Source organism: Paenirhizobium selenitireducens ATCC BAA-1503, from assembly GCF_900492185.1.
GTDB classification, from domain to species: Bacteria; Pseudomonadota; Alphaproteobacteria; order Rhizobiales; family Rhizobiaceae; genus Allorhizobium; species Allorhizobium selenitireducens_A.
The window spans coordinates 50803-67724 of the sequence record NZ_UEYP01000019.1; the positions used below are offsets into that span (position 1 = coordinate 50803).

The window sequence follows — 16922 nt, forward strand, 5'->3', positions numbered from 1 at the left end:
TCTCTTGGGCCCATCGGCCGATGTTATTGCGCGGTCCAGCCGCCGTCTATCGAGATATGTGTGCCGGTGATCTGTCTGGCCGCGTCGCTGGCGAGGAAGATCGCCACGGCCGCCACGTCCTCCACGGCGACGAATTCCTTGGTCGGCTGGAATTTCAGCATCACGTCGGATTTCACTTGCGCCTCGGATATGCCGCGTGCCCTGGCCGTGTCGGGGATCTGCTTTTCGACGAGCGGTGTCAGCACATAGCCGGGGCAGATGGCGTTCACCGTCACGCCGCATTCGGCCAGTTCCAGCGCCACGCTCTTGGTCAGCCCCATGATGCCATGCTTGGCGGCCACATAGGCCGACTTGAAGGGCGAGGCGATCAGGCCGTGGGCGGAGGCGACGTTGATGATGCGGCCGGCCTTCTTTTCCTTCATCGCCGGAACGGCAAGCCGGATGGTATGGAAGGAACTCGACAGATTGATGGCGAGGATCTGGTCCCATTTCTCGGTCGGGAAATCCTCGACGGCCGAGACATGCTGGATGCCGGCATTGTTGACGAGAACGTCGACCATGCCGAATTCGCGGGCGGCCGTCGCCATGAGGTCCTCGATTTCCTCCGGCTTCGACATGTCGGCGCCGTGGTAGATCGCGCGGCTGCCCGTCACTTCGAGACTCTGACGGATCGCCTCGATCTCGCTGGCATCGCCAAAGCCGTTGATGACGATATTGTCGCCCTGGGCGGCAAACGCGCGCGCGATGGCCAGGCCGATGCCGCTGGTCGATCCGGTGACGACGACGGTTCTCTTCATGTAAAGCCTCTCCCGATCAGCTCGGCGTTCTGTTGCGCCGCAATAGACAGGAAAGGTTATGCCCGAATCGCGCGGGCTGGCAATTGCGTTTTTAAATGCGGAAGAAGCATTCCTGTGTCCGTGCTCTTAGTCGAACAGTGCGTCTTCGCCGGCGGCATTGGCCCGGACGGGTTCCGGCGCTATCTGTTTCGTCTATTCAAGGAGACGCACTCAGATGGAACTCGGGCTTTACACTTTCGCGGATGTCGATCCGAACGCGGCCAACAAGGGTGCGGAGGCCAAGCGCCGCCTCGACGACCTGCTCGAGGAAATCCAGCTCGCCGACGCGGTGGGCCTCGACGTCTTCGGTCTCGGCGAGCATCACCGTCCCGACTACATGGCCTCGTCCCCCGCGACCATCCTCGCCGCCGCGGCGGTGAAGACGAAGAACATCCGGCTGTCGAGCGCGGTCACCGTGCTCTCCTCCGACGATCCGGTGCGGGTCTTCCAGCAATATGCGACCGTCGATCTGCTGTCGAACGGCCGGGTCGAGATCATGGCCGGACGCGGCTCCTTCATCGAGAGCTTTCCGCTGTTCGGCTACGACCTCGAGGACTACGACCTGCTGTTTGCCGAAAAGCTGCAATTGCTGATGGAGATCCGCGAGAACGAGGTGGTCACCTGGGAAGGCGAGACCCGCAAGGCGATTGCCGGGCGCGGCGTCTATCCGCGGCCCTTGCAGGATCCTCTGCCGCTGTGGATCGCCATCGGCGGAACCCCGCAATCGGCGGCGCGGGCCGGCTATCTCGGCCTGCCGCTGGCGCTCGCCATCATCGGCGGCGAGCCGCACCGCTTTGCCCCGCTGTTCGACCTCTACCGTCAAAGCGGCGCCAAGGCCGGCGTCGATCCAAAGGCGCTGAAGACCTCGATCAACGTGCACGGCTTCATCCACGACAGCAACGAGAGCGCCGCCGACATTTTCTACGCGCCGCAGGCGGTCGTGATGAACCGCATCGGCCGCGAGCGCGGCTGGTGACCGACCAGCCGGGCGCATTTCGACGCGTCGCGGGGGCCGAGCGGGGCGCTCTTCGTCGGTGATCCGGAGACGGTGGCGGAAAAGATCGTCGCCAACCACAGGATCTTCCGCAACGACCGCTTCCTGCTGCAGATGGCGATCGGCCCGATGCCGCACCGCGAGATCATGCGCGGCATCGAACTCTACGGCACAAAAGTCGCGCCGCTGGTGAGAAAGGCGTTGACCCCGTCGGAAGCGGGGGCGTAAGCACCCGCCATCCCAGAATGACAAAGAGCGGGCGTTCGGCCCGGATGACGCACGATGATTGTTTCCAGCGAAGACGACCTCAACGGCCTCAAAGACATCGGCCGGATCTGCGCGAGCGCGGTGAAGATCATGGGGGCGGCGCTGGAGCCCGGCATCACCACCCGCGAGCTCGACCAGATCGGCCGCAAGGTGCTGGAGGATGCGGGCGCGCAGTCGGCGCCGGAATTCTGCTATGAGTTTCCCGGCGCCACCTGCATCAGCGTCAATGAGGAAATCGCCCACGGCATTCCCGGCGACCGCAAGATTGCCGCCGGCGACCTGGTCAATATCGACGTGTCGGGGGTGAAGAACGGCTTGTTCGGCGATACCGGCTCGTCCTTCATCGTGCCGCCGGCCAAGCCGAAGATCGAAAAGCTCTTGCGCGACGGCAAGCGGGCGCTGTGGGTCGGCCTCAACCAGGTGCGCACCGGCCAGCCCATGGTCAATATCGGCAATGCCATCGGCACCTTCGCCAAAAAGAACCGCTACACGCTGATCCAGAACCTGGCGAGCCACGGCATCGGCCATTCGCTGCACGAGGAGCCGAAGGAACTGTCCACCTGGCCGGATCCGGACGAAACGCGGATCATGGAGGAAGGCCTGGTCTTCACCATCGAACCCTTCCTGTCGCTCGGCGGCCTGTGGGCCGAGGACGGCGACGATCCCTGGACGCTCTACAGCGACCCGAAGGCGCCGACCGTGCAGTTCGAGCACACCATCGTCGTCACCCGGAACGGCCCAATCGTCCTGACGCTCGCCGACTGACGCCCCGACGGCAGAGCGCCAGCCGCTGGATCTCAGGCGGAGAAGGCGACGGCGACGCCCTTTTTCTTGAAGTAGGACTGCATGATCTTGCGGCCCTGGCGGTTGGACTGGGCGAGCTTGGCCGGCTCGAACACCGCTTCCTTGACGCCCTCGCGGGCCATGGCCGCCTTCAGCGCGGCGATGTGGAGGTCGATGTCCTCGTTGTCGTTGTTGATCGAGGTGTAGATATTGTCGATAGCCTGGCTCAGGGTGAGGTCGCTCATGGGGCACTCCTTGGATTGGTTGTCCCTCCACTAGCGATTTTTGCGGCCGGGGCAAGCCGGGGATTGCGAACCGGCGCCGGGCGAAGTCCCGCGACAGCGGGCAATCGATCGCTTGCCGTTGAATCGGCAATCAGAATTTGTGGTTTGTCGAGGGTCTTGCGCGATGCAATAAGCGTGCGCATGACGACAGCCTCGACCGACCGCCGCCATCTCGTGTCCACCGCCCTTGCAGGGGCTCTTGCCATGGCGGCCGCCATGGGGTTCGGGCGGTTTTCCTTCACGCCGATCCTGCCCGGCATGATCGCCGATCTGGGCTTATCCTCGACCGAGGCCGGGATCGTCGCCGCCGCCAATTTCACCGGTTATCTCGCCGGTGCGGTGGCCGGCGCCTATGGCTGGGCGGCCGGACGCGAGCGGCTGATCGGGCTTGCGGCGCTGTTGGCGACCGCCGTCCTCCTCGCCGGCATGGGCGTGACCCATTCGGTCGCCGCCTTCGTCGTGCTGCGCTTCCTGTCGGGCGTCGCCAGCGCGTTTTCCATGATCTTCATCACCTCGATCGTGCTCGGGCACGCCGCGCGCGCCGGCAGCGAGGCGGTGCAGTCAGCGCATTTTTCCGGCGTCGGGCTGGGCATCGCCGCCTCGTCGCTGATGGTCATGCTGGTCGGCCTTTCGGGATTCGGCTGGCGGGCCGACTGGCTGGTGGGCGCGGCGATCGCGTTCGCTGTCTTCGTCGTCGTCGCCCGGCTCCTGCCGCGCTCCCCCATCCAGGCCTCGCAGATCCCGCGCGAGCCGCCGATCGTGTGGAGCCCGGCCGTGGTGCTCACGACGCTCTCCTACGGGCTGTTCGGTTTCGGCTATGTGGTGACCGCGACCTTCATCGTCACCATGGCGCGGATGGGCAATGCCGGCGCGACGGTGGAATTCCTCACCTGGTTCGTCACCGGCCTTGCGGCCGCAGCCTCGCTGTTTGCCTGGCGGCCGGTGATGCTCAGGATCGGGCTCGGCGGCGCCTATCTCGCCGGCCTGCTGATCGAGGCGATCGGAGTGCTCGCCTCCGTCGCGCTGCCGCAGCCGGCGGCGCCGCTGATCGGCGGGGCACTGCTCGGCGCGACCTTCATGATCATCACCGCCTATGGCCTCCGGCTCGGGCGGGCGCTTTCGCCAGAAAGCCAGCGCCGGGCGCTCGCCTTCATGACGGCCGCCTTCGGCATCGGCCAGATCCTCGGCCCGCTGGTCGCCGGCTGGCTGGCGGAGCGTAAGGGAAGCTTTTCCGCGCCGAGCCTGGTGGCGGCGCTGGTGCTTCTGGCCTCGGCAGGGCTCATCCTGCCGGTGCTGCGGCGGCTACCCTGAAATGACAGGGGTACAGCGGGACGGTGCGAAACTGTGAATTGGCGGCGGCCAAATTCGTCACATTCGGTTGATGGCATTGCTGGCCACTTTTTTCTGCCCTAGTTTCGCGCCAAAGACCGGGTTTCAAAGGCCCTTCCGTCCCCCGCCGAGAAAGCAGCTGTCCCCGTGTTCAAATCATTTTTTCCGCAACCGCGCCTGTTTTTCACCTCCGCGGCCCTCTGGTCGCTGGCCGCGATCCTCATCTGGTATGGCGATGCCAGCGGCTGGGGCACGCTGATCGGCCTGCCGCCGCTGGCGGAGGGCCAGGAGCCGCCGATCGGTGTCTCGGCCTTCTGGTCGGCGCCCTTCCTGTGGTTCTATATCTACTACACCGTCGTCGTGCTGCTGTTCAGCGCGGTGTGGTTCATCGTCAGCCCGCATCGCTGGCAGATGTGGTCGGTGCTCGGCAGCGCGCTCATCATCTTCACCACTTATTTCTCGGTGCAGGTCTCAGTCGCCATCAATGCCTGGTACGGGCCGTTCTACGACATGATCCAGAAGGCGCTTTCGACGCCGGGCTCGGTCACGGCGGCTCAGCTCTATATGGGCATGCTGGGCTTTGCCGGCATCGCCTTCGTGGCGATCACCATCGGCGTGCTCAGCCGCTTCTTCGTCAGCCACTGGATCTTCCGCTGGCGCTGGGCGATGAACGAATATTACATGAGCTACTGGCCGAAGCTGCGCTTCATCGAGGGGGCCTCGCAGCGCGTGCAGGAAGACACGATGCGGTTTTCCTCCACTGTCGAGGCGCTCGGTGTCAATCTGGTCAGTTCGGTGATGACGCTGATCGCCTTCCTGCCGGTTCTGTTCAAGCTCGGTGAGAACATTACCGAATTGCCGCTGATCGGCAGCATTCCGCATGCGCTGGTCTGGGCGGCGATCTTCTGGTCGGTGTTCGGCACCGTCTTTCTCGCAGCCGTCGGCATCAAGCTGCCGGGGTTGGAATTCCGCAACCAGCGCGTCGAGGCATCCTACCGCAAGGAACTCGTCTATGGCGAGGACGACCCGAACCGCGCCAAGCCGCTGACCGTCGCCGAACTGTTCGACAATGTCCGGCGCAATTATTTCCGCCTCTATTTCCACTACATGTATTTCAATGTCGCCCGCATCTTCTATCTCCAGGCCGACAACCTGTTCAGTCTGATCGTGCTGGTACCTTCCATCGTCGCCGGCAAGCTCACGCTCGGCCTGATGACTCAGATCAACAACGTCTTCGACCAGGTCCGCAGTTCGTTCCAGTATCTTGTCAATTCGTGGACGACGATCGTCGAACTGCTGTCGATCTACAAGCGCCTGCGCGCCTTCGAAGCGGCGATCGACAACGAGCCGCTGCCGGAGATCGACCAGGAATATCTGGCCGGACAGGGTGAAGTGCTCGGCCGCGACTGATCCAAGGCTTGAGAGACCATGCGCCTTTGGCCGCGTCGGAGCGATCCGGCGCGGTTTCGCATTTGGGGAGGGGGCAGGCGGGGTGGATAGGGAGATTGGTATCAGGCTTTCCGCCTGCCCCGATCATGCCGGCTGCCTTCGGGTCTTGCGGGGATCGTCATTGTTTCCGCCCAAACCCTGCCGTCACGACCGTCATCGGCACCGAGCCTCGAAGAGGTGGAGGAGCCGGTTCGCGACCCGGTGCCCCGTCCGATGACCCATGCAGGATAGGTCGGATCGCGGCGCGCGGGGAAAACAACGGCGGCGGTTTTTGCCCATGTGGCTGATCGCGCGCGTCAATTTCTGGCGAGGTCGGAAAAATCTTCCCCGTCCCGGAATCAGGAGCGGGGGCTTGTCGGCTGCTTCGCCAGAAGGTCGATCGCTTGCGAATAGCTGACGCAGGCGACGTCGGCGCGGTGGCAGACGTCGGTCACCAGCCGCTCCATCGCCCGCCAGTAGGCGCCGCCGTTCATCTCGACGAAATGAAAGCCCAGTTGCAGCGGAATGCGCTCGCCCTCGTACTGCTTGTCGAAGGCGGCCTTGAAGGCCGCATAGGTGCGCGCCTCGAATTCCTGCGATTGCGAGGGGTTGTCCAGGCCGGCGGAATGGCGGACGAAGAGATTGTAGTCCATGCCGATGATGTTGCGGCTCTGCGGACCTTCGGGAATGAGCGGCAGGCCGAAGCGGAGGAGCGATCCGTCCTCGCCGGGCGGCAGGGGCCCCTTGGTGACGAGGCTCGCGTCATAGGCAAAGCCGAACGCCTTTTCCGCCGCGACCAGGCTGTCGGGGGCGGACAGATAGGGGGCGCGGAAGCCGCGAATGCCGGTTCGGGCAAAGGCCGCCCAGCCGTCCGGTTCGCGGTCGGCGAGACCGTTCGCCTTCCAGGCCTGGGTGACGACGTCGCGGAACGTATGAAACTCGGACAACCAGTCGTCCTTCGACCAGTCCTTGCCGTCGAAATGGCCGCAGGCATGGTTGGCGATCTCGTGGCCCTCCTGGCGGGCGTTCCAGACGTGGTCGAGGCGGATGGCGACATCCTCCACCGTCGGGGCAAAGCCGATGTTCGACCGGCCGGCCTTCATGCCCGGCGCCTTGTAGCCCTTGGCCTTTTCGCGCGGGATCAGCGTGGTGCAGGAGAGGAAGTAGGTGAAATGGGCGCCTGAGCGGCGTGCGATGTCGCGGCTCTTTTCCCACAGCGCATTGTCATGCGCGCCGTCGAAGGAGATCAGCAGCAGCTGTTTCGGCCGGGCCGGCTCCGGCAGGGCTTGGGGCTCGGCCAGGGCCGGCGGGGCGAGGAGGAGGGCGAGACAAACGGCAGCAAGGGAACGCGACATCGGAAAAACCTGGAAAAAATCAAGAGGGGTTCCTGTCAGCCAAATGCGGCGAAGCTTTGAACAGGCTGGAATTTCCCGTCCGGGACCTTTATGCCATGGATACGAAAGTTCAATTGGGGTGCAATCCATGACAATCCTGATCCTCGGGATCATTCTCTTTATCGGCACGCACATGATCCGCATCGTTGCGCCCGGTTTCCGTCGCGCCATGGTGCAGAAGTTCGGCGAGAACGGCTGGAAGGCCGTGCATGGGATCGCCAGCACTCTGGCGCTGGTCGTGCTGATCTACGGCTGGCAGCAGGCGCCGGTCGTCGACCTGTGGTTTCCGCCGAAGGGCATGACCCACCTGACGCTGACGCTGATGCTGTTCGCGGTGATCTGTCTGGTCGCGGGCCTGCTTCCGGCCGGCCATATCGCCACCAAGGCCAAGCACCCGATGGTGCTTTCGGTGAAGATCTGGGCGCTTGCCCATCTTCTTTCCAACGGCGATCTGGCGTCCGTTCTGCTGTTCGGTTCCTTCCTCGCCTGGGGCGTGATTACCCGCATCTCGCTGAAGCGCCGCCAGCGCGCCGGCGAAGTGACCCTTCGCCCGTTCGTTTCGGCCAAGTGGGACCTCGCGGCCGTGGTCGTCGGCCTGGCGGTCTACGGCTTGTTCGTCTGGAAGCTGCACGCGCTTCTGTTCGGCGTCGCGCCCTTGCCCATGTAGGGCATCGCATCCGACAACCGGCCTTCCTGCCGTTTTCCGCTTACAAGAGCGGAAAAATCGGTTAGAAGGCCGCTCACGCATCCCATTGCATCGAAAGGCCGGCCGGTCCGGAAGCATTCATGGTTGATAACAACGACAGCTTTATCCGCGAAGTGAACGAGGAACTGCGCTCCGACCAGTTCCGCAGCGCGTGGAAGAATTACGGCCGGTTCGTCATTGCCCTTGCCTTGCTGATCGTCGTCGGCACCGCCGGCTATCGCGGCTATGAATACTGGCACGAGAGCCAGTCGTCAGATGCCGGCGACAAGTTCCTGGCCGCCCTGACACTGGCCAATGAAGGCAAGGCAGACGAGGCGCAGGCAGCACTTGCCGCGCTGGAAACCGATGGTTACGGCGCCTATGCGGTACTGGCACGCATGCGCTCGGCCACCGTCGAGGCGGAAAAGGGCGATGCGACCGGTGCCATCAAGGCTTTTTCCGAGATCGGCAAGGACAGCTCCGTTCCGGTCGTCATTCGTGACGTCGCCCGCATGCGCGCGGCCTGGCTGCTGATCGACGCCGGCACTTATGAACAGGTCTCGGCGGAAGTCGAGGCCATGGCGACACCGCGCGACGCGCTGCGCCATTCGGCGCGCGAAGCGCTTGGTCTTGCGGCCTACAAGGCCGGAGACATGACCAAGGCGCGCGAGTGGTTCACGCAGATCACCGAGGACACCGAAGCGCCGCGCAATGTCGCCAGCCGGGCGCAGATGATGCTCGACACCATCAAGGCTTCCGGCAAGGCGCCGTAAGCCGACAAGGCGGAAACGCCGGAAGGACACGACCAGTCATGAGTTTTACCGTCGCCATCGTCGGGCGCCCGAATGTCGGCAAGTCGACCTTGTTCAACCGTCTGGTGGGCAAGAAGCTGGCGCTTGTCGACGACACGCCGGGCGTCACGCGCGACCGTCGCCCGGGCGACGCCAAGTTGATCGACCTTCGCTTCACCATCATCGACACCGCCGGTCTCGAGGAGACCGGGCCGGACACGCTCGAGGGCCGCATGCGCGCCCAGACCGAGGCGGCGATCGACGAGGCCGATCTGACCTTGTTCGTCGTCGATGCCAAGGCGGGCCTCACCCCGCTCGACAAGACCTTCGGCGAACTGCTGCGCCGCAGCGGCAAGCCGGTGGTCTTGGTCGCCAACAAGTCCGAAGCCAAGGGCTCCGACGGCGGCTTCTACGACGCCTTCACGCTCGGCCTTGGCGAGCCGGTGCCGGTTTCGGCCGAACATGGCCAGGGCATGATCGACCTGCGCGATGCGATCGTTGCGGCGATCGGCGAGGAGCGCGCCTTCCCGGAAGAGATCGACGAGGCGGAAACCAATGTTCGGGTTTCGCCCGACGAAGTCGGCGACGAGGCTGGCGAGGACATCGAGCCGGAATATGACGAGACCAAGCCCCTGCGGGTCGCCATCGTCGGGCGTCCGAATGCCGGCAAGTCGACGCTGATCAACCGCTTCCTCGGCGAGGACCGGCTTCTGACCGGCCCCGAGGCCGGCATTACCCGCGACAGCATTTCCGTCGAATGGGACTGGCGCGGCCGCACCATCAAGATGTTCGACACCGCCGGCATGCGCCGCAAGGCGCGCGTGCAGGAGAAGCTGGAAAAGCTCTCCGTCGCCGATGCGCTGCGCGCCATCCGCTTTGCCGAGATCGTGGTCATCGTCTTCGACGCGACCATCCCGTTCGAGAAGCAGGACCTGCAGATCGTCGATCTGGTGCTGCGCGAGGGCCGCGCCGCGGTGATTGCCTTCAACAAATGGGACCTGGTCGAAGACCCGCAGGCGGTGCTCGCCGAACTGCGCGAAAAGACCGACCGGCTCTTGCCGCAGGCGCGCGGCATCCGCGCCGTGCCGATCTCCGGCCAGACGGGCTACGGGCTCGACAAGCTGATGCAGGCGATCATCGACACCGACCGCATCTGGAACAAGCGCATTTCCACCGCCAAGCTCAACCGCTGGCTCGAACATACCCAGGTCCAGCATCCGCCACCGGCCGTGTCGGGCCGGCGCATCAAGCTCAAGTACATGACCCAGGTGAAGGCGCGCCCGCCGGCCTTCATGATTTCCTGCACGCGCGCCGATGCTCTGCCGGAAAGCTATGTGCGTTATCTGACGAACGGCTTGCGCGCCGATTTCGATATGCCGGGCGTGCCGATCCGCATCCATTTCAAGGCGGCGGAGAACCCGTTCGAAAACCGCAAGAAGAAGCGCTGACCGACAAGGGCTGCGTCGTCAGGCATCCGCCGGGCGGACCGGCAGTCGCAGCGACAGCCGCCGCCGCTTGGCCTGCGTCTTCGCCTCGATGACATTGTCGAGAAACTGTTTCGTCGCCGCCTGCCAGGTAAAGCCTTCGGCGAGGTGGCGTGCCTCTTCGCGCGATCGACTGAGCGCGGCAAGGCAGGCCTTGCCGAGATCCTCGTCCAGCGCGCCGGCGCCGCTCGCCTCGGGGATGATGTCGGCGGGGCCGGTGACCGGATAGGCGGCGACCGGGATGCCGGAGGCGAGCGCCTCGAGAATGGTGTTGCCGAAGGTATCGGTCTTCGACGGGAAGACGAAGACATCCGCCTCGGCATAGGCCCTGGCCAGATCCTCGCCGAACTTCACGCCGGTGAAATGCGCGTCCGGATAGCGAGCCTCAAGTTCAGCGCGGGCCGGTCCGTCGCCGACCACCACCTTGGAGCCGGGCAGGTCGAGATCGAGGAAGGCGGGCAGGTTCTTCTCGACCGCGACGCGGCCGACCGTCATGAAGATCGGACGGGTAAGCCCGAAGGGCTGATCGCTCTGCGGCCGCGGATGGAAGAGCGCAAGGTCGATGCCGCGGCTCCACAGGCAGAGATTGGCGATGCCCTTGGCCGCCAGTTCCCGTCTCAGGCTCTCGGTCGCCACCATGCAGGCGCCGCCGCGATTGTGGAACCAGCGCACATAGGCATAGAGCCAGCCGAGCGGCACGGGCACGCGGGTGCGGACATATTCGGGAAAGCGAGTGTGGTAGCTGGTGGAGAACGGCATGTGCTTCTTCAGGCACCAGCGACGCGCCATCAGCCCGAGCGGGCCCTCGGTGGCGATGTGCATGAAGTCGGGCTTTTCCGCCTCGATCCGGCGGGCGATCTGGCCGTAGGTGGCCAGCGACAGGCGGATTTCCGGATAGGTCGGCATGGGGATGCTGGGAAACGGCTTGGGCGTGATCATCGCCACCTCGTAGCCCATGGCCGCCAGTTCGCGGTTGGTCGTCTCGATCGAGCGGACGACGCCGTTTACCTGCGGGTGCCAGGCATCGGTGACGATCATGATCTTGGGCATGGCGCGGTCGCTGTTCTCTCGGGTTGCGGGCCGGCGGCGCACATCGCCGTTTGCCCGCGTGGCGTCCCCTTGGAAGCCCGCGCGCGCGGGGAGGGCCTCGGGACTCAAAAGGTGCCCTCATCGTTCAAGGCCGTTATGGGCGGGCAATGTTACAGCCGCATGTCAGGCCCGTGACGCAGGAAGAGGGGGCCGCGCTTACTGCATCTCTTGCCGGCGACGCGATTTCTGCCCTCGCCTCCGGCGCGGCTTGGCCTATATTCGCAGGCGCACCCACCGTTTTCCCATCCCCCAAGGAGCGCGCATGACGAAGAGCCCGACCAAGGCCAAGCCCCAGAAGAGCAATGCCGACTGGTGGCGCGGCGCCGTTATATACCAGGTCTATCCGCGCTCCTTCCAGGACACCGACGGCGACGGGATTGGCGACCTCAAGGGCGTGACGGAGCGGCTGCCCTACATCGCCTCGCTCGGCGTCGACGCCATCTGGCTCTCGCCCTTCTTCACCTCGCCCATGGCCGACATGGGCTATGACGTTTCCGACTATTGCGACGTTGACCCGATGTTCGGCACGCTTGCCGATTTCGACGCGATGATGGCCGAGGCCCATCGCTTAGGGCTGAAAGTCATCATCGACCAGGTGCTGTCGCATACGTCCGACCAGCATGCGTGGTTCAAGGAGAGCCGGGCGAGCCGCAACAATCCCAAGGCCGACTGGTATGTCTGGGCCGCCGCCAAGCCGGACGGCACGGCGCCGAACAACTGGCTTTCGGTGTTCGGCGGTCCCGCCTGGGAGTGGGACGGGGTGCGCAAGCAGTATTACATGCACAACTTCCTCGCCTCGCAGCCGGACCTCAATTTCCACAACCGAGACGTCCAGCAGGCGTTGCTCGATGCGGTCAGGTTCTGGCTGGAGCGCGGCGTCGACGGCTTCCGCCTCGACACGGTGAACTATTATGTCCACGACAAGGAACTGCGCGACAACCCGGCGCATGTGCCCGACAGCGAGGAGGCGGGGCTCGATGCGCCGGACGTCAATCCTTACGGCATGCAGAGCCATCTCTACGACAAGACCCAGCCGGAGAATATCGGCTTCCTCAAGCGGTTCCGCGCGCTTCTCGACCAGTATGACGGCCGCACCTCGGTCGGCGAAGTGGGCGACGGGGCGCGCTCGCTGAAGACGGTGGCGGCCTATACCGCCGGCGGCGACAAGCTGCACATGTGCTACACATTCGATCTGCTTGGTCCGGACTTCACGCCGAACCATATTCGCCATTGCGTCGACGCCTTCCACAAGTCCGTCGCCGACGGCTGGGTGTGCTGGGCCTTTTCCAACCATGACGTCAACCGCCATGTCAGCCGGTTTGCCCAGAACGGCGAGGAGCGGGAGGCCGTGGCCAAGCTCGCCGTCAGCGTGCTTTCGACGCTGCGCGGGTCGATCTGCCTCTACCAGGGCGAGGAACTGGGACTGCCGGAGGCGGACCTCCAATTCGAGGACCTGACCGATCCCTACGGCATCCGCTTCTGGCCGGCCTTCAAGGGGAGGGACGGGTGCCGCACCCCGATGCCCTGGGTTTCGGCAAAGCCGCATGCCGGCTTCACCACGGCGGCCAAGGCCTGGCTCAGGGTGCCGGCCGAGCATGCAGCACTTGCGGTCGACACGCAGGACGGCAGGGAAGGCTCGGTGCTCGAGCACTACCGGCATACGCTTGCCTTCCGCAAGGCGCATGCCGCGCTTGCCGACGGCGACATGGAGTTCCTCGATCTCGACGAGGACGTGCTCGCCTTCACCCGCAAGAAGGGCGAGGACCGGCTGCTCTTCGTCTTCAACCTGAGGCGCGGTCCGCAGGAGGTGACGCTGCCGCAGCGCATCGCGATCAAGGAACTGGTCGCCATGCCCGGCCTTTCCGGCAGCCTGGTCGATGGCGTCGTGCTGATCGAGGCGCTGGACGGCTTTTGCGCGCGGATCTGAGGATCAGGCGGCCGGGCGATTGATCGTCCGGTCGCCACGCCCGGCGATCAGGCCGGCAACCGAGATGTCTTCGTCAAGTCCATCCCAGTGGATGCCGCCGGCGCTGAGTTCATAGGCAAGGCGTTGTTCGGGGCTCGCGAGGAGAAGTCTGGGAAACCAGGCCAGCGGCACGCCCAACACCCGGCCGTCATCGAGCGAGACCCACATGGTATCACTATCGAACCGAACCTCAGTTGCCGAAATAATCACGCCACGCCTTTTCGATCAGAATGCGGTGAATGATGACGATGCGCAGGATAGCAGATTGCTCCCTGCTGTTGGAGCCTTTGCTCTCGTCCACTCCGATCGTCGGCTCCAGCCAAATCTAGGCCTCCGAACCGCCGCGCCGGACATGCACGTGGATCGGCTCGCGAGGGTCACCTTCGTTCGAGTAGAAGAAGAAATATAACCGTCTATGCGAAGGACCACCGGCATCGTGCGCGCCTCGCTCAAAGCCCCTCGTCGGGGATGTTGAGGATATGGCCGCAGGCCTTGCAGTGCACGGCATCCGCATCGTGCCGCTGCAGGCCGCATTCCGGGCAGGGGAAGGTGACCTTGTAGGGCCGGACGATCGCCTGGGCGAGGCGGACGAAGAGCGAGATGCCGATGATCATGGTGACGATCGAGGTCAGCTTGCCGAAGGTACCGGGAAGCGTGATGTCGCCGAATCCTGTGGTCGTGACGGTCGCCACGGTGAAATAGAAGGCGTCGATGAAGCCGGTGCCGGCGTCCTCGCGGTAGAAGAAGAAGGTGTAGACGAAGCCCGTCACCAGGAAGAGGAAGACGAAGAGGTTGATGAAGGCGGTGACGACATCGACCTGTTCACGCAGGCCGAGGCGCCGCAGCATCAGCTTGAAGACCGGCCGTTGTGCGACTGCCCAGATGCGGGCCACGCGCAGGAAGCCGAAGTTGAACAGCCATTGCGGGAAAAGCAGCGTGCAGAGGACGAAGAGGTCCACCCAGACGATCGGCTTTGCAAACATGCGCCGTGTCGAGGATGCGATCGCCCACTGTGCGAACAATTCAGCGGCGATCCAGAAGGCGATCAGATAGTCGATGACCAGATAGCTCGGCCGGTCGCGCAGGTAGGGACCGGCGAGGAAGAAGGCGATGATGGCAAGATCGATCACCATCAGCGCGAACTGGAACCGGATCGCCGCGGCATCCTCACCGAAATAGAGGCGGGCGAGGCGCTGGCGGAGGGATGTAGGCGCGGCGGGCTGGGGAGGCATCATGTTTCCTAGTAGTGATAGCGACACTGGGCGACGACCAGCACTTGATCGGCATCGCCCTCCGTGAGCCGATAGACCAGACGGTGCTCCTGGCTGATCCTGCGCGACCAGAAGCCCTTGAGGCTTCCTTTCAGCGGCTCGGGCTTGCCGATGCCTGTGAAGGGGTTCCTCAGCGCATCGCGAAGAAGGTTGTTGATGCGCGCCAGCGTCTTGCGGTCGGTTTCCTGCCAATACAGATAGTCCGCCCACGCGTCCTCGGTGAACGCGAGTTGCATGGTTCAGGCCTTGCGCTCAAGCGGAATGTCGCGAACGGTGAACTGCCCGGCCTCGATCTCCGACTGCGCCTTAAGCAGGCGCGCGGCGTTGGCCGGGGAAGACAGAAGGTGAATTGTCTCCATCATGCCTTCATACTCTTCCTTGCCGATCAGGATCGCCGACGGCTTGTCGCGCCGGACGATTTCCACTGCGGCCGCATCCTCGTTCACCTTGTCGAGCAGTCCGGCAAGCTCCGCCCGGGCTTTCGAGAAGAATACCGTATCCATCACAGGCCTCCTGACTTGTACCGAATATAGTACAGGTCGCGACATCTCACAAGCCGCTCACCCGATCAGCCGGAACTTGTCGACGTCGACCATGCCCTTGTCGGAGATCTTCAGGTGCGGGATGACCGGCAGCGGCAGGAAGGCGACCTGGAGGAAGGGCTCTTGGAGAGTCGTTCCAAGGGCATAGGCGGCCTTTCTCAAGTGATGGAGCGTGTCGCGCACGGTCTCGAAGGGCTCGAGGCTCATCAGGCCGGCGACGGGCAGGGCGATCTCGCCGGTGACCTTGCCGTCCTCCACGACGACGAAGCCGCCCTTGATCTCGCCGAGGCGATTGGCGGCCATCGCCATGTCGTCCTCGCTAACCCCGACCACGCAGATATTGTGGCTGTCATGGCCGACCGTCGAGGCAATCGCGCCCTTCTTCAGGCCAAAACCCTGGACGAAGCCGTTGGCATGGTTGCCGTTCTTGCCGTGGCGCTCGATGACGGCGACCTTGATGATGTCGCGGTCGAGGTCGACGGTGGTCTGGTTGCCGCTGGAGGGCAGGCGGAAGCGGCGGTATTCGGTGATGATCTTGCCCGGCAGCACGCCCATGACCGGGGTTTCACCGTCGGTGACCGGCACGCCGAAATCGGCGGCCTTGACGATGCGGGCCTTGACGCTGTCGAGCCCGACCGGGGCGACGGCTTCGCGGGTGGCGAACAGGGCGTCGGTGACGCGCCGGCCGGCACAGAAGACCACCTCGGCCTTGCAGCTTTCGAGACTGTCGATCACGACGAGGTCGGCGCGCCAGCCGGGGGCGACGAGGCCGCGGTCGCGCAGGCCGAAGGCTCTCGCCGCCGAGATCGAGGCGGCGCGGTAGACGGCGATCGGGTCGACGCCATGGGCGATCGCGGTGCGGATCATGTAGTCGAGATGGCCTTCCTCGGCGATGTCGAGCGGGTTGCGGTCGTCGGTGCAGAGCGCGAGGAATGGCGAGAGCCGTTCGGTGAGGATCGGCATCAGGGCGTGCAGGTCCTTCGACACCGAACCCTCGCGCACCAGGATGTGCATGCCCTTGCGGATCTTCTCCATGGCTTCGGGCACATTGGTGCATTCGTGGTCGGTGCGGATGCGGGCGGAGAGGTAGCCGTTCAAGTCGCGGCCGGACAGGAGCGGCGAATGGCCGTCGATATGGCCGTCCTGGAAGGCCTCGAGCTTGGCCAGGCAGATCGGATCCTTGTGGATCACGCCGGGGAAGTTCATGAATTCGGCAAGCCCGATCACCTTCGGATGGTGGCGGAAGGGCAAGAGCCGTTCGATCGGCAGATCGGCGCCGGAGGTTTCCAGGTGCGTGGCCGGCACGCAGGAGGAGAGCTGGACGCGGATGTCCATGATCGTCCGTTCGGCCGAATCGAGGAAGAACTGGATGCCTTCGGTGCCGAGCACGTTGGCGATCTCGTGCGGGTCGCAGATCACGGTGGTGACGCCATAAGGCAGGACGCAGCGGTCGAATTCGTGCGGCGTGACGAGGGACGATTCGATGTGCAGATGGGTGTCGATGAAGCCGGGCACGACGATCTTGCCGGATATATCGATTTCTTCCCGGCCCTCATAGCTTTCGCCGGTGCCGACGATGGTGTCGCCGCAGAGCGCGATGTCGGAGGGGATCAGATCGCCAGTGACGAGATCGAAGAAGCGACCGTTCTTCAGAACGATGTCGGCAGGCGCGCGGCCCATGCCCTGGTCGATGCGGTTTTCCAAGGTGCTCATGCGCAGTCACTCCGATTCCGGTTCAAGGGGAGTGTAGCGGGGAGGGAAGGGGCGGGGGAAGGGGCA

At 64.4% G+C, this 16922-nt stretch carries 17 protein-coding genes and 1 pseudogene; 8 read left to right on the forward strand and 10 right to left on the reverse strand.

The window, feature by feature from the left end; all coding sequences use genetic code 11:
* Positions 1–23 precede the first annotated feature (23 nt).
* Positions 24–797: a 3-hydroxybutyrate dehydrogenase gene (locus RHIZ70P_RS20735; RefSeq protein WP_115672381.1), complete on the reverse strand. Its 774-nt coding sequence runs from the start codon at positions 795–797 to the stop codon at positions 24–26.
* A gap of 214 nt (positions 798–1011) precedes the next feature.
* Between RHIZ70P_RS20735 and RHIZ70P_RS20740 the strand changes: the two are divergent.
* A pseudogene (locus tag RHIZ70P_RS20740) lies at positions 1012–2058 on the forward strand (LLM class flavin-dependent oxidoreductase).
* Between the two features lie 54 nt (positions 2059–2112).
* Entirely contained in the window at positions 2113–2862 is a 750-nt protein-coding gene (map, locus tag RHIZ70P_RS20745; RefSeq protein WP_115672383.1) for a type I methionyl aminopeptidase, read from the forward strand.
* Positions 2863–2894: 32 nt separating this feature from the next.
* Here map and RHIZ70P_RS20750 read toward each other — a convergent pair whose 3' ends face one another.
* Positions 2895–3125 (reverse strand): hypothetical protein, encoded by a 231-nt coding sequence (locus tag RHIZ70P_RS20750; protein WP_115672384.1) that lies wholly within the window; start codon positions 3123–3125, stop codon positions 2895–2897.
* 180 nt (positions 3126–3305) lie between these two features.
* On the opposite strand from RHIZ70P_RS20750, the gene RHIZ70P_RS20755 reads away from it, so the two are divergent.
* A complete protein-coding gene (locus tag RHIZ70P_RS20755) occupies positions 3306–4475 on the forward strand; it encodes a YbfB/YjiJ family MFS transporter (protein ID WP_115672385.1) in 1170 nt (389 codons plus the stop codon).
* A 165-nt stretch (positions 4476–4640) separates the two neighbouring features.
* Complete coding sequence (gene sbmA / locus RHIZ70P_RS20760) at positions 4641–5903, forward strand: peptide antibiotic transporter SbmA (protein ID WP_115672386.1); 1263 nt, start codon at positions 4641–4643, stop codon at positions 5901–5903.
* 377 nt (positions 5904–6280) lie between these two features.
* Here the strand turns inward: sbmA and RHIZ70P_RS20765 are convergent, their stop codons facing one another.
* The gene (locus tag RHIZ70P_RS20765) at positions 6281–7276 is read right to left on the reverse strand and encodes a polysaccharide deacetylase (RefSeq protein ID WP_115672388.1); all 996 of its coding nucleotides are present in this window, start codon (positions 7274–7276) and stop codon (positions 6281–6283) included.
* Positions 7277–7403: 127 nt separating this feature from the next.
* On the opposite strand from RHIZ70P_RS20765, the gene RHIZ70P_RS20770 reads away from it, so the two are divergent.
* The 3 genes from RHIZ70P_RS20770 to der all read left to right on the forward strand — a co-directional run bounded on the left by RHIZ70P_RS20770 (position 7404) and on the right by der (position 10239).
* Positions 7404–7982 (forward strand): NnrU family protein, encoded by a 579-nt coding sequence (locus RHIZ70P_RS20770; RefSeq protein ID WP_115672390.1) that lies wholly within the window; start codon positions 7404–7406, stop codon positions 7980–7982.
* A 119-nt stretch (positions 7983–8101) separates the two neighbouring features.
* A complete protein-coding gene (locus RHIZ70P_RS20775) occupies positions 8102–8773 on the forward strand; it encodes a tetratricopeptide repeat protein (protein WP_115672392.1) in 672 nt (223 codons plus the stop codon).
* Between the two features lie 38 nt (positions 8774–8811).
* Entirely contained in the window at positions 8812–10239 is a 1428-nt protein-coding gene (gene der / locus RHIZ70P_RS20780) for a ribosome biogenesis GTPase Der (RefSeq protein ID WP_115672394.1), read from the forward strand.
* Between the two features lie 18 nt (positions 10240–10257).
* Here der and RHIZ70P_RS20785 read toward each other — a convergent pair whose 3' ends face one another.
* Entirely contained in the window at positions 10258–11325 is a 1068-nt protein-coding gene (locus RHIZ70P_RS20785) for a glycosyltransferase family 4 protein (protein ID WP_115672396.1), read from the reverse strand.
* A gap of 301 nt (positions 11326–11626) precedes the next feature.
* Between RHIZ70P_RS20785 and RHIZ70P_RS20790 the strand changes: the two genes are divergently transcribed.
* The gene (locus RHIZ70P_RS20790) at positions 11627–13291 is read left to right on the forward strand and encodes an alpha-glucosidase family protein (RefSeq protein ID WP_115672398.1); all 1665 of its coding nucleotides are present in this window, start codon (positions 11627–11629) and stop codon (positions 13289–13291) included.
* A gap of 3 nt (positions 13292–13294) precedes the next feature.
* Here RHIZ70P_RS20790 and RHIZ70P_RS20795 read toward each other — a convergent pair whose 3' ends face one another.
* The 6 genes from RHIZ70P_RS20795 to ade form a co-directional block, all read right to left on the reverse strand.
* A complete protein-coding gene (locus RHIZ70P_RS20795) occupies positions 13295–13540 on the reverse strand; it encodes a DUF2442 domain-containing protein (RefSeq protein WP_115672400.1) in 246 nt (81 codons plus the stop codon).
* Positions 13541–13655: 115 nt separating this feature from the next.
* Entirely contained in the window at positions 13656–13844 is a 189-nt protein-coding gene (locus RHIZ70P_RS23350; RefSeq protein ID WP_328588202.1) for a DUF4160 domain-containing protein, read from the reverse strand.
* A complete protein-coding gene (locus RHIZ70P_RS20805; RefSeq protein WP_235842303.1) occupies positions 13780–14562 on the reverse strand; it encodes a potassium channel family protein in 783 nt (260 codons plus the stop codon). Before RHIZ70P_RS20805 ends, RHIZ70P_RS23350 begins: the two co-directional genes overlap by 65 nt.
* An 8-nt stretch (positions 14563–14570) precedes the next feature.
* Positions 14571–14837: a Txe/YoeB family addiction module toxin gene (locus tag RHIZ70P_RS20810; protein WP_115672404.1), complete on the reverse strand. Its 267-nt coding sequence runs from the start codon at positions 14835–14837 to the stop codon at positions 14571–14573.
* 3 nt (positions 14838–14840) lie between these two features.
* Positions 14841–15104 carry a type II toxin-antitoxin system Phd/YefM family antitoxin gene (locus RHIZ70P_RS20815; protein WP_115672406.1) on the reverse strand — a complete coding sequence of 88 codons (264 nt, stop codon included), beginning with the start codon at positions 15102–15104 and terminating at the stop codon, positions 14841–14843.
* A 57-nt stretch (positions 15105–15161) separates the two neighbouring features.
* Complete coding sequence (ade, locus tag RHIZ70P_RS20820) at positions 15162–16856, reverse strand: adenine deaminase (protein WP_115672408.1); 1695 nt, start codon at positions 16854–16856, stop codon at positions 15162–15164.
* Between the last annotated feature and the right edge of the window lie 66 nt (positions 16857–16922).

Coding starts and splice junctions, on each gene's coding strand:
- map (WP_115672383.1), top strand. CDS start 2,113: ATGATTGTTTCCAGCGAAGACGACCTCAACGGCCTCAAAGACATCGGC.
- RHIZ70P_RS20755 (WP_115672385.1), top strand. CDS start 3,306: ATGACGACAGCCTCGACCGACCGCCGCCATCTCGTGTCCACCGCCCTT.
- RHIZ70P_RS20750 (WP_115672384.1), bottom strand. CDS start 3,125: ATGAGCGACCTCACCCTGAGCCAGGCTATCGACAATATCTACACCTCG.
- RHIZ70P_RS20810 (WP_115672404.1), bottom strand. CDS start 14,837: ATGCAACTCGCGTTCACCGAGGACGCGTGGGCGGACTATCTGTATTGG.
- der (WP_115672394.1), top strand. CDS start 8,812: ATGAGTTTTACCGTCGCCATCGTCGGGCGCCCGAATGTCGGCAAGTCG.
- RHIZ70P_RS20770 (WP_115672390.1), top strand. CDS start 7,404: ATGACAATCCTGATCCTCGGGATCATTCTCTTTATCGGCACGCACATG.
- RHIZ70P_RS20805 (WP_235842303.1), bottom strand. CDS start 14,562: ATGCCTCCCCAGCCCGCCGCGCCTACATCCCTCCGCCAGCGCCTCGCC.
- RHIZ70P_RS20765 (WP_115672388.1), bottom strand. CDS start 7,276: ATGTCGCGTTCCCTTGCTGCCGTTTGTCTCGCCCTCCTCCTCGCCCCG.
- RHIZ70P_RS20735 (WP_115672381.1), bottom strand. CDS start 797: ATGAAGAGAACCGTCGTCGTCACCGGATCGACCAGCGGCATCGGCCTG.
- RHIZ70P_RS23350 (WP_328588202.1), bottom strand. CDS start 13,844: ATGCGGATGCCGTGCACTGCAAGGCCTGCGGCCATATCCTCAACATCC.
- RHIZ70P_RS20785 (WP_115672396.1), bottom strand. CDS start 11,325: ATGCCCAAGATCATGATCGTCACCGATGCCTGGCACCCGCAGGTAAAC.
- RHIZ70P_RS20775 (WP_115672392.1), top strand. CDS start 8,102: ATGGTTGATAACAACGACAGCTTTATCCGCGAAGTGAACGAGGAACTG.
- RHIZ70P_RS20815 (WP_115672406.1), bottom strand. CDS start 15,104: ATGGATACGGTATTCTTCTCGAAAGCCCGGGCGGAGCTTGCCGGACTG.
- ade (WP_115672408.1), bottom strand. CDS start 16,856: ATGAGCACCTTGGAAAACCGCATCGACCAGGGCATGGGCCGCGCGCCT.
- RHIZ70P_RS20790 (WP_115672398.1), top strand. CDS start 11,627: ATGACGAAGAGCCCGACCAAGGCCAAGCCCCAGAAGAGCAATGCCGAC.